This window comes from Streptomyces sp. NBC_01551, assembly GCF_026339935.1.
GTDB lineage: Bacteria > Actinomycetota > Actinomycetes > Streptomycetales > Streptomycetaceae > Streptomyces.
Window position 1 is genome coordinate 2,603,822 of the sequence record NZ_JAPEPX010000001.1, and the last position, 13,549, is coordinate 2,617,370.

Annotated in this window: 16 protein-coding genes; 8 read left to right on the forward strand and 8 right to left on the reverse strand. The window is 72.7% G+C overall.

Going from position 1 to position 13,549, the window contains the following annotated elements:
* Positions 1–66 precede the first annotated feature (66 nt).
* From OG982_RS11600 to OG982_RS11615, 4 genes are all read left to right on the forward strand, one after another.
* Positions 67–300: a chaplin gene (locus OG982_RS11600; RefSeq protein ID WP_323139250.1), complete on the forward strand. Its 234-nt coding sequence runs from the start codon at positions 67–69 to the stop codon at positions 298–300.
* Positions 301–421: 121 nt separating this feature from the next.
* Positions 422–1,231, forward strand: coding sequence for a chaplin (locus OG982_RS11605; protein WP_266948475.1), 810 nt, complete (start codon positions 422–424; stop codon positions 1,229–1,231).
* Positions 1,228–1,623 carry a hypothetical protein gene (locus tag OG982_RS11610; protein WP_266948477.1) on the forward strand — a complete coding sequence of 132 codons (396 nt, stop codon included), beginning with the start codon at positions 1,228–1,230 and terminating at the stop codon, positions 1,621–1,623. Before OG982_RS11605 ends, OG982_RS11610 begins: the two co-directional genes overlap by 4 nt.
* Positions 1,624–1,797: 174 nt before the next feature.
* Positions 1,798–2,145: a hypothetical protein gene (locus OG982_RS11615; RefSeq protein ID WP_266787665.1), complete on the forward strand. Its 348-nt coding sequence runs from the start codon at positions 1,798–1,800 to the stop codon at positions 2,143–2,145.
* A gap of 81 nt (positions 2,146–2,226) precedes the next feature.
* On the opposite strand, the gene OG982_RS11620 is transcribed toward OG982_RS11615, so the two are convergent.
* Positions 2,227–2,466 carry a chaplin gene (locus tag OG982_RS11620; protein ID WP_266787663.1) on the reverse strand — a complete coding sequence of 80 codons (240 nt, stop codon included), beginning with the start codon at positions 2,464–2,466 and terminating at the stop codon, positions 2,227–2,229.
* A 135-nt stretch (positions 2,467–2,601) separates the two neighbouring features.
* Positions 2,602–3,285 (reverse strand): hypothetical protein, encoded by a 684-nt coding sequence (locus OG982_RS11625; protein WP_266948478.1) that lies wholly within the window; start codon positions 3,283–3,285, stop codon positions 2,602–2,604.
* Between the two features lie 291 nt (positions 3,286–3,576).
* Between OG982_RS11625 and OG982_RS11630 the strand changes: the two genes are divergently transcribed.
* The gene (locus OG982_RS11630; protein ID WP_266787659.1) at positions 3,577–3,987 is read left to right on the forward strand and encodes a rodlin; all 411 of its coding nucleotides are present in this window, start codon (positions 3,577–3,579) and stop codon (positions 3,985–3,987) included.
* Positions 3,988–4,092: 105 nt separating this feature from the next.
* Here OG982_RS11630 and OG982_RS11635 read toward each other — a convergent pair whose 3' ends face one another.
* Positions 4,093–4,734 carry a vitamin K epoxide reductase family protein gene (locus OG982_RS11635; RefSeq protein ID WP_266948479.1) on the reverse strand — a complete coding sequence of 214 codons (642 nt, stop codon included), beginning with the start codon at positions 4,732–4,734 and terminating at the stop codon, positions 4,093–4,095.
* Positions 4,735–4,926: 192 nt separating this feature from the next.
* Between OG982_RS11635 and OG982_RS11640 the strand changes: the two genes are divergently transcribed.
* Positions 4,927–5,703 carry a DUF6227 family protein gene (locus tag OG982_RS11640; protein ID WP_266787655.1) on the forward strand — a complete coding sequence of 259 codons (777 nt, stop codon included), beginning with the start codon at positions 4,927–4,929 and terminating at the stop codon, positions 5,701–5,703.
* Between the two features lie 316 nt (positions 5,704–6,019).
* On the opposite strand, the gene pfkB is transcribed toward OG982_RS11640, so the two are convergent.
* The 3 genes from pfkB to OG982_RS11655 form a co-directional block, all read right to left on the reverse strand.
* A complete protein-coding gene (gene pfkB, locus OG982_RS11645; RefSeq protein WP_266948480.1) occupies positions 6,020–6,961 on the reverse strand; it encodes a 1-phosphofructokinase in 942 nt (313 codons plus the stop codon).
* Positions 6,958–7,719, reverse strand: coding sequence for a DeoR/GlpR family DNA-binding transcription regulator (locus tag OG982_RS11650; protein ID WP_266787651.1), 762 nt, complete (start codon positions 7,717–7,719; stop codon positions 6,958–6,960). Before OG982_RS11650 ends, pfkB begins: the two co-directional genes overlap by 4 nt.
* 134 nt (positions 7,720–7,853) lie before the next feature.
* Positions 7,854–9,416, reverse strand: a complete 1,563-nt coding sequence (locus OG982_RS11655) for an MFS transporter (RefSeq protein WP_266787649.1) — start codon at positions 9,414–9,416, stop codon at positions 7,854–7,856.
* 63 nt (positions 9,417–9,479) lie between these two features.
* Between OG982_RS11655 and OG982_RS11660 the strand changes: the two genes are divergently transcribed.
* Complete coding sequence (locus tag OG982_RS11660; RefSeq protein ID WP_266787647.1) at positions 9,480–10,427, forward strand: YafY family protein; 948 nt, start codon at positions 9,480–9,482, stop codon at positions 10,425–10,427.
* Between the two features lie 126 nt (positions 10,428–10,553).
* Here the strand turns inward: OG982_RS11660 and OG982_RS11665 are convergent, their stop codons facing one another.
* A complete protein-coding gene (locus OG982_RS11665; protein ID WP_266787645.1) occupies positions 10,554–11,534 on the reverse strand; it encodes an RNA polymerase sigma factor RpoD/SigA in 981 nt (326 codons plus the stop codon).
* Positions 11,535–12,063: 529 nt separating this feature from the next.
* On the opposite strand from OG982_RS11665, the gene OG982_RS11670 reads away from it, so the two are divergent.
* A complete protein-coding gene (locus OG982_RS11670; protein WP_266948481.1) occupies positions 12,064–12,711 on the forward strand; it encodes a Uma2 family endonuclease in 648 nt (215 codons plus the stop codon).
* Here the strand turns inward: OG982_RS11670 and OG982_RS11675 are convergent.
* Positions 12,708–13,469: a dioxygenase gene (locus tag OG982_RS11675; protein WP_266949893.1), complete on the reverse strand. Its 762-nt coding sequence runs from the start codon at positions 13,467–13,469 to the stop codon at positions 12,708–12,710. The genes OG982_RS11670 and OG982_RS11675 overlap by 4 nt on opposite strands.
* Positions 13,470–13,549: the final 80 nt, after the last annotated feature.

Here is a 13,549-nt window from a genome sequence, read left to right on the forward strand (position 1 = left end):
TTTTTCCCGAACCACTCGTTGTTATTTCTGCAGCGGATACGCCTCTGCGGGAAGGATCGAAAACAAATGACGTACAAGAAGGCAGTGGTGCTGGCCGCCGGCGTTCTGATGGCAGCCGGTGCCGCCTCCCCCGCCATGGCCGACGCGGCGGCGGACGGCAAGGCCGTCGGCTCCCCCGGCGTCCTGTCCGGCAACCTGGTCCAGGTTCCGGTCCACGTCCCGATCAACATCTGCGGCAACACCGTGAACATCATCGCGCTGCTGAACCCCGCGTTCGGCAACGTCTGCGTCAACCACTGACGCAGCCCCCGCGCCCGCCAGGGCAGACCTCCTCGGGGTGGCCTCGGAGTGCACGGCGGTGCACTCCGAGGCCACCTTCGATTCACCACCGGCGGGAGTGCCGGTAGACAGGGAAGGACCCATGCGACAGGTACTGAGCCGACAGGTACTGGGCAAGGGGATGCTCACGGCGGCGGCCGCGTCCAGCCTGCTGTCGATCGCGACCGGCGCGGCGTACGCGCACCCCGGGGCGACGGCCGAGGCCTCGCATTCGCCGGGCGTGCTGTCCGGCAACAGCGTCTCGGTACCCATCACCTTCACGCCGAACGTGTGCGGCAACAGCGTGGACGGCGGGGCCGCCCTGAACCCCGCGATGGGGAACACCTGCGCCACCTCGACCGGCTCCCACGTCAGCCGTGACGAGTACGAGCACCACCTCAGCCCCGAGCACGCCGAGGCCTTCGAGCGCTACCTCGACGAGAGCCGGGGGCGGCACGCGCTGCCGCGCCAGCGCGAGGAGGAGCACGGCGGGTACGGCGAGGAGCGCGCGCACGAGGAGCAGCGCCACCCCGCCCCCCGGCACGCGGCCCCGCGCCACGAGGAGCGGCACGACGAGGGCGGCTACGGCGACTCCGAGGAGCGCGGCGGCGGCGAGGAGGAGTGCGACGACCACCCGCGGCCCGAGGCGCAGCGTCCGGCCCCGGCGCCGCCCGCGCCGCCGCGCTCGCACCCCCGGCCCGCCCCGGAGCACCCGGCTCCGCAACCGCGTCCGAAGCCCGTCCCGGCACCCGAGATGCCCGCGCCCGCCCCCGCGCCGCAGGCCCGCAGCCGCTGCCCGCACCGGAGCCCGTCCCGGCCCCGGAGGCGCCCGCGCCGCTGCCCGCACCGGAGCCCGCGCCCGCTCCCGCGCCCCCCGCGGCGGAACAGCCCGAGGAGGAGGCGCCGCCCGTGACGCTCCCCGCGCCGGCGCCGCCGGAGGCGGAGGAGGTCCCCGCGCCGCGTCCGCCGCACGGCAGCCAGCCCGTCGAGCACCCGGCGCCCGCCCCCGCGCCGGAGGCCGTCCGTCCCCCCGCCGACCAGCCGCCGGCCGCTCCCGCCGGTGACACCCCGGTCCACCTGCCCCCGGCGGCTCCGGCACCCGCGCCCGTCCCGGCGCCCCTGCCCGCCCCCGCCCCGGTCGCCCCGCCGCAGGAGGCTCCGGCCGTCCCCGCTCCCGCGCCGGCCCCCGCGGTCACGCAGGAACTCGCCGCGACCGGTGCGGGCCAGCCCGCCGCCGCGGCGGCCCTCGCCTCGGCCCTGATCCTGGGCGGCGCCATTCTGTACCGGCGGTCCCGTATCTCCTGACGGCATTACCGGTAATCGGAAAAAATATCGGCCGGAGAATCCCTTGTCGGATTCTCCGGCCGTTGCCGTGTCAGCGGCCGCGTTTCCGCAGCGGCGGGGAATCGTTACCCAGGTCGAAAGTGGCGCGACGGTCGCCACTGACGCCTCTGTCCACGAAAGAAGAGGATTTCGATAATGAAGCTCACGAAGGTCGCCGCTGTCGTCGCCGGCTCCGTCGCCGCCCTCGGCGCCTCCGCCCCCGCGTTCGCCGTCACGGCCCCGGCCCAGATGCCCCCCATGAGCGTGACGAGCGGGGCGACGGAGGTTCTGAACGCGGTCAACCCCGTCTCGGAGGCGCTCCCGCAGACCGTGGGCAATGCGCTCGCCGAGCAGGGCGACGGCGTCGGCAAGGTCGTGGGCACCGTGCAGAACGTCAACAAGGTCCGCAACGACGTGCCGGGGGAGGTGCTCCACGTCGCGAACGGAGCCACCCAGGCGTCCCCGCTGCTCGGTGGCGTGAAGCTCAACGGCGGCTCCAACTGAGCGAACGCCGCCCTCCACCGCACATGACTGTGGGCGCCACCGGCGAGGCCGGGGCGCCCACAGTCATGTGCGCGACTGACGTCAGTCGTTGACGCAGACGTTGCCGAACGTGGGGTTCAGCGCCGCGATGATGTTCACGGTGTTGCCGCACAGGTTGATCGGCACGTGGACCGGAACCTGGACCAGGTTGCCCGACAGGACACCGGGGGAACCCACGGCCGCGCCTTCGGCCGACGAGTCGGCGATGGCGGAGCCGGCGGCAGCGCCCGCGGCGAGACCAGCGGTGGCCAGGACCAGGGCGGCCTTCTTGGCAGAGTTCATGGGAAGTGCACCTTCTGTTCGATGTTCTGCCCCGTCCGGGGCTCACACCGAGCGAAACGGTCCACACTGCCAGACCGACACGGCCTCAGGTGCGAACAGACCTGTTCAGCTCAATAGTCGTAACCATGTACCCGGTTACGGCAGGTCGGGGACGGCCGGAGCGTCGGGGACGTCCGGGAGCTCGGGGGCGGCGGGTACGGCGGGGGCGGCGGGCGCCGGGCCGGCCGGCGGGAGCGCCGGGTCGACGACCGGTTGTGCGGGGACCTGCACGTCCGGGAGCGCCGGGTCGACGACCGGGAGTGCGGGGACCTGCACGTCCGGGAGCGCCGGGTCGACGACCGGGAGTGCGGGGACCTGCACGTCCGGGAGCGCCGGGTCGACGACCGGGAGTGCGGGGACCTGCACGTCCGGGATCGTCGGGACGGTGACCCCCGGGACGGTGACGTCCGGGATCTCGGGGACCGGGATGTCCGGGATCTCGGGGACCGGGATGTCGGGGATGCCCGGGATCGCAGGGATCGCCGGGAGGGCCGGCAGCGTCGGGAGCTTGATCTCCGGGAGCGTCACCCCGGGCAGCAGCGTCTGAAGGGACGTGAGGAGGTCCGCCAGGGTCTTGGAGACCCCCGCGAGGAGGTCGTCGAGCGGGCCGGCGGCCGCCGCCCTCTCGTCGACCTGCTGCTGGGCCGAGGCGACCCGGTCGATGGCGGCGGCGCCCTCACCGTCCGCGGCACCCGCGGGACCAACCGCGCCGGACAGTATGACGACCGCGAGGGCCGTCGGGACAAGGACGCGGGTGCGGAGCGGCTTCGTGCGCTGCATGGAGATTCCTTCTGGTGGTCGCGGGGACGCGCGAGAAGCGGATCAGTGCAATCCGCTTCCTCACTCACCGTGCGAACGCCTGACACGGAGCGCAACAGGATCATGAAGCGCTTCCGGGCCGCTGAGGGCTGCGTACGGGCTTCGCGCAGGCGTCCGGGGCGGCCTCACCCACTCCGGGGAAAAGCCCGCCCCGAACGGGCCGTTTGAGTGAAGCAGCGGAACCAACCCCACGAGAGGCCAGTTGAGCAGGGCGCTCCACTAGCGGGCACTCGTGCGACAAAAGGACCAATGATGCTCAAGAAGATCATGACCGCTGCCGCGGCTACCGCCATCGCGGTCGGCGCGGGCGCTGCTGTTGCGGCCCCGGCCATGGCCATCGGCAACGACAACGGGATCAACACCGTCAATGGCAACGGCGCCTCGCAGATCTACGGCAACCAGAAGACCCACGGCGACATGAGCCCGCAGCTCTCCGTGGTCCAGGGCACCCTCAACAAGCCCTGCATCGGTCTGCCGGTGAAGGGCAACCTCCAGGGGCTGGTCGGCGCCGTCCCGATCAACGTCCAGGACATCAACGTCCTGGCCAACCCGCAGAACCAGCAGTGCACCGAGAACTCCACCCAGGCCAAGGGCGACGAGGCCCTGTCGCACATCCTGGACAACATCCCGATCCTGTCGGGCAACGCCTCCGTCGGCAGCTGATCTCCACTCCTCCGCCTTCCGCGGTCCGGGCCCGTTGCGCCCGTGGAGCGATGTGACGAGGGCCCCGGCAGCCTCCAGCTGCCGGGGCCCTCGCGCGCGGCGGGGTCAGGAGGTCCAGAACTCCCACCACCGGGTGAGGATGAGCATCCCGATCACCCCGAGGTGCAGGGCGGGCGGGGCCCAGCCGAACTCGGCGCAGAAGTCCCGTACCTGCTTGGGCGCGGGCAGTCGGCCCGTACGGACGTTGTCCGCGGTCACCGCCCAGAACATCAGCAGCGTCGCCGCCCAGGTCAGGCAGCACCACAGGCACAGGGCGTTGATCTCGTAGAGCGACTGGACCATCAGCCAGGTGCAGAAGCCCACGCCGAACGCCGTTCCGGCGTTCAGGCCGAGCCAGAACCAGCCGCGGTAGCGGGCGCCGGCCAGCAGCCCGGCGCCGACGCAGACCACCGCGCCGAAGGTGACGAGTCCGAGCATCGGGTTGGGGAAGCCGAAGGCCGCCGCCTGCTCGCTCTTCATGACGCTGCCGCAGGAGACCACGGGGTTCAGGCTGCACGCCGGCTTGAAGTTCGGGTCCTCCAGCAGGAGGAACTTGTCGAGGGTGATCACCCAGGAGGCCAGCACTCCGGCCGCCCCGGTGAGCAGCAGCAGCCAGGCCAACACCCGCGGGGTCGCCTCCGGTTCGCCCTCGGGTCGCCCGGGGGGCCGTCTCTGTTGGCGGGGAACTCCCACCGTATTCGTTGCCATGTGGCCCATACTCCCGCGCTTGCGGTCAGACCGGCACCAACCATGCCCGGTCGTACGCAAGTTGACCTGAAGGTGTGGCGGGAACCACGGATGCGTCCCGGACGTTTTACCGAACCCCGGACGTGATGTCCGAACCAGGGGCTACGTTGTGCTTCCGCTAAGTCACAAGCTGCGACGGCCTGGAGACCCACCTTGAGCGATCCGTACGAGACAACCGAGGCGCACCTCGAGCGACTCCTGGGCCGCGCCCTCAACTCCTATGACCTGGAAGACCGGTTGGTCGAGCGCCTGGGGACGGCGCTCGCCCACAGCTCTTCGCTGTACACCACGCACCACAGCCCGGCGGCGGGGCTGTGGCGGGAGACCCACCGGCACACGTACCTGCTGGCCGACGGCGGGGCCGTGTCCCTGTGGGAGCTGGTGTACCGGCTGGAGGGCGACCGGACGATACGACACGAGGTCTTCGCCGGGAAGGCGGAGGCCTGCCTGGCGGTGGCCCGGCTGTTCGGGGAGCCGCCGTCGCGGGTCGCGCGGGACCTGGCGCCGCCGGCGGCCGAGGACTCCTCGGAGGGCGACGCGGCCGCGCTGAGCGCCCTGTTCGCGGCCCCGGGGCGGGATCCGGGCGCGCGGCACCGGGACTACGCGGTGGACGACTCCGCCGACCACGCCCGGCGGGTGCTGCGGCGCGCGGAGAACGCGGACCGGCCGGGCGAGGAGCTGGCCCGGCGGCTGCGGTCGGCGTACGCGCACCAGATCACCCAGGCGTTCGGAGGCCGGCCCGGCCTGGCGGGTGGGCGGGACGCCGGATTCAGCCTGTACGAGCACGCGTTCCTGCTGCTGGACGGTAGCGAGCTCAGCCTGTGGGAGGTCGAGCACACGGCGACGCCGGACGGGCGTCACATGTGCGAGGTCTACGGGACCGAGTCGGCCGCACGCGGCGCGATGGACCACCGCTCCCGCGTCCGCTGACGCCGCAAAACGCTGCCGCTGCGGGTACGGGGTTCCGGGCCCGGGTCACCACCCGAGGCCCGTCGCCCCGCGGGGCGACACACGCCCGCGGGCGCTGCCGCTGCCGGTGTGGGACTCCGGGGCCGGGTCACGACCCTGGGCCCGACGCCCCGCGGGGCGGCACACGCCGGCGGGGCACGTCACGCCCGCGGGCCGGGTCGCCGCACCCGGGCAGGCCGCGCCTTGGGCGTGCGGCGGCCTGGGGCAGGTCACGCCCGCGGGGCCGGGCACCGCGCTCGGCAGGCCGCGGCGTGGGTGGGTGGCGGGTTGGGGTGGGTCACGTCGTGGTCAGGAGGAGGTCCAGGGGGAGGTCCTCGGTGACGCGGACCTCGTCCGGGTGGAGATCCGCAGGGGTGGGCATGGCGGCGGCGGGGAGGCGGGCGGCGGCCGCGGCGTGGGCCAGGGCCGAGGTGAGGGCGGCGGGGCCGCTGCCTCCGGCGAGCAGGAAGCCGGCCAGGGCGGCGGCGTCCGCGCCGGCGTCGCCGCGGACGGCGGTGACGGGCGCCGTGCCGTGGAACGTCCCCTCGGCGGACACCAGCAGCCGGCCGTCCGCCCCGAGGGAGGCCAGGACCGCGCCCGCGCCCCGGGAGCGGAGCTCCTCCGCCGCCTTGACGGCGTCGGCCAGCGTGACCAGGGGGCGGCCGGTGGCCGCCGCCAGCTCGGACAGGTTCGGCTTGATCACGTCCGGGCGGGCCGGCAGGGCCGCGAGGAGGGCGGGGCCGGAGGCGTCGAGCGCGACCCGGGCGCCCGCCGGGTGGGCCCGGGCGACGAGTTCGGCGTACCAGTCGGGCCGCAGGCCGCGAGGCAGGCTGCCGCCGCAGGCGATCCAGTCGGCGCCGCCGGAGCAGGCGCGGACGGTCTCCAGCAGGAGCGCGGATTCCTCCGGGGTGAGTTCGGGGCCTGGCACGTTGATCTTGGTGAGGGTGCCGTCGGGCTCGGCGACCGCGATGTTGGAGCGGGTCTGCCCGGCGATGGAGACCGCCGTGACGTCCACGCCCCGCGCGCCCAGGAGTTCGGCGATCAGCGCGCCCGGGGCGCCGCCGAGCGGGAGGATCGCCGTCGTGCGACCGCCGGCCGCGGCGATCGCCCGGGAGATGTTGACGCCCTTGCCGCCGGGGTCGACCCGCTCGCCGCCGGCGCGCAGCACTTCGCCGCAACCGAGCGAGGGGACCTCGTACGTCCGGTCGAGCGAGGGGTTCGGCGTGACGGTGAGGATCATACGAGCGCAACTTCCGTACCGGCGGCTTCGATCGCCGCTTTGTCGTCGGGGGTGAGGCCGGTGTCCGTGACGAGGAGGTCCACGGCGGCGAAGGAGCCGAAGCGGGCGAAGTGTTCCGCGCCGGCCTTCGAGGAGTCGGCGAGCAGCACGACGCGGCGGGCGGCGGCCATCGCGGCCCGTTTGACGGCGGCCTCCGCGAGGTCGGGGGTGGTCAGCCCGCGCTCGGCCGAGAAGCCGTTCGCGGCGAGGAAGGCGACGTCCGCGCGGACCTCGGCGTACGCGCGCAGCGCCCACGCGTCGACGGCGGCCCGGGTGCGGTGGCGGACGCGGCCGCCGACGAGGTGGAGGTCGATGCCGGTGTGGCCGGCGAGCCGGGCCGCGACGGGCAGGGCGTGGGTGACCACGGTCAGCGCGGCGTCGACGGGCAGGGCGGCGGCGAGGCGGGCGACGGTGCTGCCGGCGTCGAGGATGACGCTGCCGCCGTCGGGCAGCTGGGTGAGGGCGGCGGCCGCGATGCGGTCCTTCTCGTCGGCGGCGGTGGTCTCGCGCTCGGTGAGGTCGGGTTCGAAGTCGAGGCGGCCGGCCGGGATGGCCCCGCCGTGAACGCGGCGCAGCAGACCGGCCCGGTCGAGGGCCGTGAGGTCGCGGCGCACGGTCTCGGCGGTGACCTGGAAGCGCTCGGCGAGGGAGAGGACGTCGACCCGGCCGGCGTCGCGGGCGAGGTGGAGGATCTCCTGCCGCCGTTCCGGTGCGTACATGTGGGTTCGGGTCCGTTTCGTGTCCGATTGGGTGGATTGCTCCCCTACCGTACGCCCCATCGGGCCCGAAACAAAACAAACGGGCACGCCCGCCCACAGAGGCGGACATGCCCGTTCGGGACCGGCGACCGGGACTACGCGGCGGCCTTCGCCACCTCCGGGCCGCCCGAGCGCTGGTCCATCGGGACCGCCTTGCGCGGCAGCATGAACATCACGGCGAAGATCACGACCATGACGGCCACGACCCACCACAGCGCGCCGCGGAAGGCGTCGACGTACTGCGGACCGAAGGGCACGCCGTCGTCGATCCAGCCGAAGTAGACCACCGAGGTCAGGCCGAGGCCGAGCGCGTTGCCCATCTGGCCGGTGGTGTTGATCAGGCCGGAGGCCGAGCCGGCGTGCCGGGGCGGCACCTCGGACAGCACGGTGTCGGTGAGCGGGGCGACGATCAGGCCCATGCCGATGCCCATGACGACCAGCGGGAGCGCCATCTGCCAGGAGGCGATCCCCATGCCGTAGCGGTCGGACTCCCAGATGTAGAGGAGCAGGCCCGCGGCCATGGTCAGCGCGCCGGCCTGGAGGACCTTGCGGCCGAACCGGGGTACGAGCTTCTGGACGGACATGCCGGCGGCGGCCGAGACGGCGAGGGAGAACGGGATGCCGGTGGTGCCGGCGCGCAGGGCGCTCCAGCCGAGGCCCATCTGCATGTAGAGCGTCCAGACCAGGAAGAAGATGCCGGTCGCGATGCCGAAGGTCAGCTGGACGGCGATGCCGCCCGCGAAGCTCTTGACCTTGAACAGGGAGAGCTCGACCAGCGGGGAGCCGTCCTTGCGGATCTTGTACTTCTCGTACGCGATGAAGGCGGCGAAGACGAACGGCGCGCCGATCATCAGGGCGAAGCCCCACAGCGGCCAGTCGTTCTCGCGGCCCTGGGTGAGCGGGAAGATCAGCATGACCAGGGCGAGGGTGGCCAGGACCACGCCGACCAGGTCGAGGCGCAGCGCGTCGGGGGCCTTGGACTCGGTGATGAACTTGCGGCCCAGGATGACGCCGGCGATGCCGACGGGCAGGTTGATCAGGAAGATCGGACGCCATTCGAGGCCGAGGATGTTCCACTCGCTCAGCAGCGCGCCGAGCATCGGGCCGGAGACGGCGCCGAGACCGACGATCGCGCCGAACATGCCGAACACCTTGCCGCGCTCGTGCGGCGGGAAGGTGACGTGGATGATCGCGAGCACCTGCGGGACCATCATGGCCGCCATGCCGCCCTGGAGGAGGCGGGAGGCGACGAGCATGGCCGGGTCCGCGGCGATGCCGCAGAGCAGCGAGGCGGCGGTGAAGCCGGCGATGCCGATGAGGAAGAGGCGCTTGCGGCCGAATATGTCACCGAGACGGCCGCCGGTGATCAGGCCCGCGGCGAACGCGAGGGCGTAGCCGGCGGTGATCCACTGGATCGCGCTGGTGGAGGCGCCGAGGTCCTGGCGCATGCTGGGTATCGCGATGTTGACGATGGTGACGTCGACCAGGTCCATGAAGGCCGCGGTCATCACGATGGCGAGCGCCAGCCAGCGGCGGCGGTCGGCGGGCGAGCTCGATGCCTCGCCGGTGGAGGGGGGCGGCGGGGTGGCTTCGGTCCGCTCTTCTCGTACGGGCCCGTTCTTTCTTTCGGGCGATGTCTTGGACGTCTCGGTGGTCATGAGGAGAAACCTAGACGGCATGTAGGCCAGATGGTGTCCTAATTCCCTGGCAATCTGGGTGTCATGAACGACACCGCGGCCCGCCTGCTGTCCCTGCTGTCCTTGCTCCAGACCCCGCGCGAATGGCCCGGGAGCGAGCTGGCGGTGCGGCTGCGGGTGAGCGCGCGGACGATCCGGCGGGACATCGAGCGGCTGCGGGAGCTCGGGTACCCGGTGGAGGCCACGCTGGGCGCGGAGGGCGGGTACCGGCTGGTCGCGGGGGCTGCGATCCCGCCGCTGGTGCTGGACGACGAGGAGGCCGTGGCGATCGCGGTGGGGCTGCGGGCGGGGGCCGGGCACGCGATCGAGGGGGTCGAGGAGGCGTCCGTACGGGCGCTCGCGAAGCTGGAGCAGGTGCTTCCGGGGCGGCTGCGGCACCGGGTGAACGCGCTGCAGACGGCGACGGTCGCGCTGACGCGGGGCGACGGGCCGAGCGTGGACCCGCGGACGCTGACGGCGATGGCGTCGGCGGTGGCGGGGCCGGAGCGGCTGCGGTTCGCTTACGAGGCGCGGGACGGGGCGGGGTCGCGGCGGCTGGTGGAGCCGTACCGGCTGGTGAGCGCGCGGAGCCGGTGGTACCTGGTGGCGTACGACCTGGAGCGGGAGGACTGGCGGACGTTCCGGGTGGACCGGGTGAGCGAGGCGTTCGCGACGGGGGCGAGGTTCGCGCCGCGGGAGCTGCCGATGGATGCGGCGACGATGGTGGCGCGGGCGCTGGTGGGGCGGCGGCCGTACGAGGTGGACCTGGCGTTCCCGGGGGTGGCTGTGGGGGAGCTGCCGGCGTGGCTGCGGGGGGCGGCGGTCGCGGAGGAGGGGAGTTGCCGGGTGCGGTTCGCCAGCGGGGACGCGCCGGAGTGGCTGGTCGCGCGGGTGGCGATGACGGGGCTCCCCTTCACGGTCCGCGGCCCCGACTCGCTGGCGTCCGCGGCCGCCGCCCTCGCGGCCCGCCTGACCACGGCCGCCGCCGGCTGACGGGCCGGGCCCGCCGCGATGCGGGGCCACGGGGACGGAGAGAGCCCCCGGCGCCTGGGGGGGATAGGCACCGGGGGCTCGTACGGGGGCGGCCGCCGACCGCGTCGGGCGCGGCCGCGGGCCGCGTCAGGCCACGGCGTCGAAGCCGGTGTCGCGGGCCATCTTCTTCAGCTCCAGCAGCGCGTGCTTCTCGATCTGGCGGATCCGCTCGCGGGTGAGGCCGTGCTGCTTGCCGACCTCCGTCAGCGTCCGCTCGCGGCCGTCCTCGATGCCGTACCGCATCTTGATGATCGACGCCGTCCGCTGGTCCAGCTTGCCCAGCAGGTCCTCCAGCTCCTCGCTGCGCAGCAGCGACAGGACGGACTGCTCCGGGGAGATCGCGGAGGTGTCCTCCAGGAGGTCGCCGAACTGCGTGTCACCGTCGTCGTCGACCGACATGTTCAGGCTGACCGGGTCGCGCGCCCAGTCCAGCACGTCGCCCACGCGCTTCTCGGTGGTGTCCAGCTCGGCGGCGATCTCCGCGTGCTCCGGGTCGCGCCCGTTCTCGCGGTTGAACTCGCGCTGCACCCGGCGGATCCGGCCGAGCTCCTCGACCAGGTGGACGGGGAGGCGGATCGTACGGGACTGGTCGGCGATGGAGCGGGTGATGGCCTGACGGATCCACCACGTCGCGTACGTGGAGAACTTGAAGCCCTTGGCGTAGTCGAACTTCTCGACCGCCCGCACCAGGCCGGCGTTGCCCTCCTGGATCAGGTCGAGCAGGGGCAGACCGCTGCGCGGGTAGCGGCGGGCGACCGCGACGACCAGGCGGAGGTTGGAGCGGATGAAGACTTCCTTGGCCCGCTCTCCCTCGGCGGCGAGCGCTTCCAGCTCCTCGCGCGCGGGGCTCTCGCCGCCCTTGCGCTCTATCTCGCCGTCGAGGATCTGCTGGGCGTACACGCCCGCCTCGATGATCTGGGAGAGCTCTACTTCCTTGGCGGCGTCGAGCAGCGGGGTGCGCGCGATCTCGTCCAGGTACATGCCGACCAGGTCGCGGTCGGCGATTTCCCCGCCCACAGCGCGTGCGCTGCTCGTGGACTGACGACGGGCGACGGCGCGGGTTGCCATGCGTGCTCCCTTGCGAAGTGTTCGGTCGCGGTGCGTGCGGCTGTGTCTTCGGACACTCTCCCGAGTGCCCGCTTCCGAAGGAAACAACGACTGGAATCGGGACAGAATTCCCACGCTGGTCCCTCTTTTTCGAGATCTTGCAGTATCCTGCCCCGCCGATGCCCCGCGAGGGCGGCGGCGGAATCCCGAAGATCCCGAAGAGGTGCAGGTCAGGCCCGGTGCCGGGGTGGACTTGGAGGACCTTTCGGACCTTTACAACTCCCACAACAGTGAGACCGCCGTCACACATCCGGCCCGTCGCCCTGCCTGCACCCCCATCCGGAAGACGGCCCTCGCCGCCTTCCGGTTGCCTGGACAGACGATCGAATACCCGGATTCTCGGCATTCACCCCTTTTCACCCGAGCCTGCGCCACCCGTCCGGGTGAGCCCGTGGCATATCCCTGCGGCATGCGCGGCCCGCTTCCCAGCGTCGGAGCGTCGCTTGTGCCACCCGGTCGGCGGCGCCCACACTTAGAGGAGGTGCTGCACATGACCGCTCTCGCCCACGAGACGCTGGAGGCCGTAATGCCGAAGGTCGCGACTCCCCCGTCGGACCTTGACGACGTCCTGTGGCAGGCATGGAAGGCCATGGAACTCCCCGAGGGCTACCACGCCGAGATCGTCGAGGGGTTCATCGAGGTGTCACCCACGGGTCGCTACTCACACGGCCGGATCGCCAATCGCCTGCGGGACAGGCTGGTCGCGTTCCTCGCAGAGAGCGAGTTCGCCGCCCGCCAGGACATGAACGTCATCCACAAGCGCAAGGTGTGGATCCCGGACGTGTTCATCGCCTTGGAGGACGCCGAGGAACACGTCGTCGAGGACGGTCTCGGGATCGACGCCTCCGGCGTGGAGCTGATCGCCGAAGTGGTCTCGCCCGGCAGGGAGAGCCGCGATCGTGACCGTGACCGGAAGCGACGTGCGTACGCGAAGGCCGGAATTCCCGTGTACCTGATCATCGACGACCACGACGGCCACGGCAGTGTCCGGATGCTGTCCGACCCCGTACCCGACAAGGCGCTGTACGCGTCCGAGGTGCGGATGCCCTACGGGACCGAAGTGATCATCTCCGAGGGGCCCGCCAAGGGCTTCGTCATCGACGAGCGCATCACCGGGGCGCTGCGGGTCAAGGGCTAGCCGAACTGGAGCGAGCGCTTCGAGAGGCCCAGCCAGAAGCCGGATATCGGCGTGCGGGGAGAGGCGAGGTCGGATGCGGCCGCGCCGAGGGTGACGAAGAGCGGGGCGAAGTGCTCCGTGCGGGGGTGGGCCAGGCGGCCGGCCGGGGACGTGTGCTCGAAGTCCAGCAGCGCGTCCACGTCGGCGGCGGCGAGCGCCTCGCGGCCCCACGCGTCGAACTCCGCCGACCAGGCGGGAACGCCCGGGCCCTGGTGGCGCAGGGCCGCCAGGTTGTGGGTGAAGAAGCCGCTGCCCACGATCAGCACCCCCTCGTCGCGCAGCGGAGCCAGCTTGCGCCCGATGTCCATCAGGCGGGCCGGGTCCAGCGTGGGCAGGGAGATCTGCAGGACCGGGATGTCAGCCTCCGGGTACATCTCCACCAGCGGGACGTACGCCCCGTGGTCGAGGCCGCGGGCCGGGACGTCCTGCACCGGGGTGCCGGGGGCCCGCAGCAGCTTCCGAACCGACGCTGCCAGTGCGGGCGCGCCGGGGGCGTCGTAGCGCACCCGGTAGTAGTGCTCGGGGAAGCCCCGGAAGTCGTGGACGAGCGGGACCGGCTCCGTGGCGCCGAGGGCGAGCGGGGCCTCCTCCCAGTGGGCCGAGACCATCAGGATCGCCCGGGGCCGCGGCAGCCGCGCCGACCAGGCGGCGAGTTCGCCCGGCCAGAGCGGGTCGTCGGCCAGCGGGGGCGCGCCGTGGCTCAGGTACAGGGCCGGCATGCGGGTCGTCCCCTCGGGCGCGGGAACGCCGGACACGGGGACCTCGGCAACAGGGACGTCGGGCATGGGCGGGCTCCTCG

Bases quoted from the DNA above. Each gene is read 5' to 3' on its own strand.
- OG982_RS11670 (WP_266948481.1), top strand. From the start codon at position 12,064: ATGACCGCTCTCGCCCACGAGACGCTGGAGGCCGTAATGCCGAAGGTC.
- OG982_RS11630 (WP_266787659.1), top strand. From the start codon at position 3,577: ATGCTCAAGAAGATCATGACCGCTGCCGCGGCTACCGCCATCGCGGTC.
- OG982_RS11675 (WP_266949893.1), bottom strand. From the start codon at position 13,469: ATGCCGGCCCTGTACCTGAGCCACGGCGCGCCCCCGCTGGCCGACGAC.
- OG982_RS11615 (WP_266787665.1), top strand. From the start codon at position 1,798: ATGAAGCTCACGAAGGTCGCCGCTGTCGTCGCCGGCTCCGTCGCCGCC.
- OG982_RS11625 (WP_266948478.1), bottom strand. From the start codon at position 3,285: ATGCAGCGCACGAAGCCGCTCCGCACCCGCGTCCTTGTCCCGACGGCC.
- OG982_RS11620 (WP_266787663.1), bottom strand. From the start codon at position 2,466: ATGAACTCTGCCAAGAAGGCCGCCCTGGTCCTGGCCACCGCTGGTCTC.
- OG982_RS11655 (WP_266787649.1), bottom strand. From the start codon at position 9,416: ATGACCACCGAGACGTCCAAGACATCGCCCGAAAGAAAGAACGGGCCC.
- OG982_RS11600 (WP_323139250.1), top strand. From the start codon at position 67: ATGACGTACAAGAAGGCAGTGGTGCTGGCCGCCGGCGTTCTGATGGCA.
- OG982_RS11650 (WP_266787651.1), bottom strand. From the start codon at position 7,719: ATGTACGCACCGGAACGGCGGCAGGAGATCCTCCACCTCGCCCGCGAC.
- OG982_RS11635 (WP_266948479.1), bottom strand. From the start codon at position 4,734: ATGGCAACGAATACGGTGGGAGTTCCCCGCCAACAGAGACGGCCCCCC.
- OG982_RS11660 (WP_266787647.1), top strand. From the start codon at position 9,480: ATGAACGACACCGCGGCCCGCCTGCTGTCCCTGCTGTCCTTGCTCCAG.
- OG982_RS11665 (WP_266787645.1), bottom strand. From the start codon at position 11,534: ATGGCAACCCGCGCCGTCGCCCGTCGTCAGTCCACGAGCAGCGCACGC.
- OG982_RS11605 (WP_266948475.1), top strand. From the start codon at position 422: ATGCGACAGGTACTGAGCCGACAGGTACTGGGCAAGGGGATGCTCACG.
- pfkB (WP_266948480.1), bottom strand. From the start codon at position 6,961: ATGATCCTCACCGTCACGCCGAACCCCTCGCTCGACCGGACGTACGAG.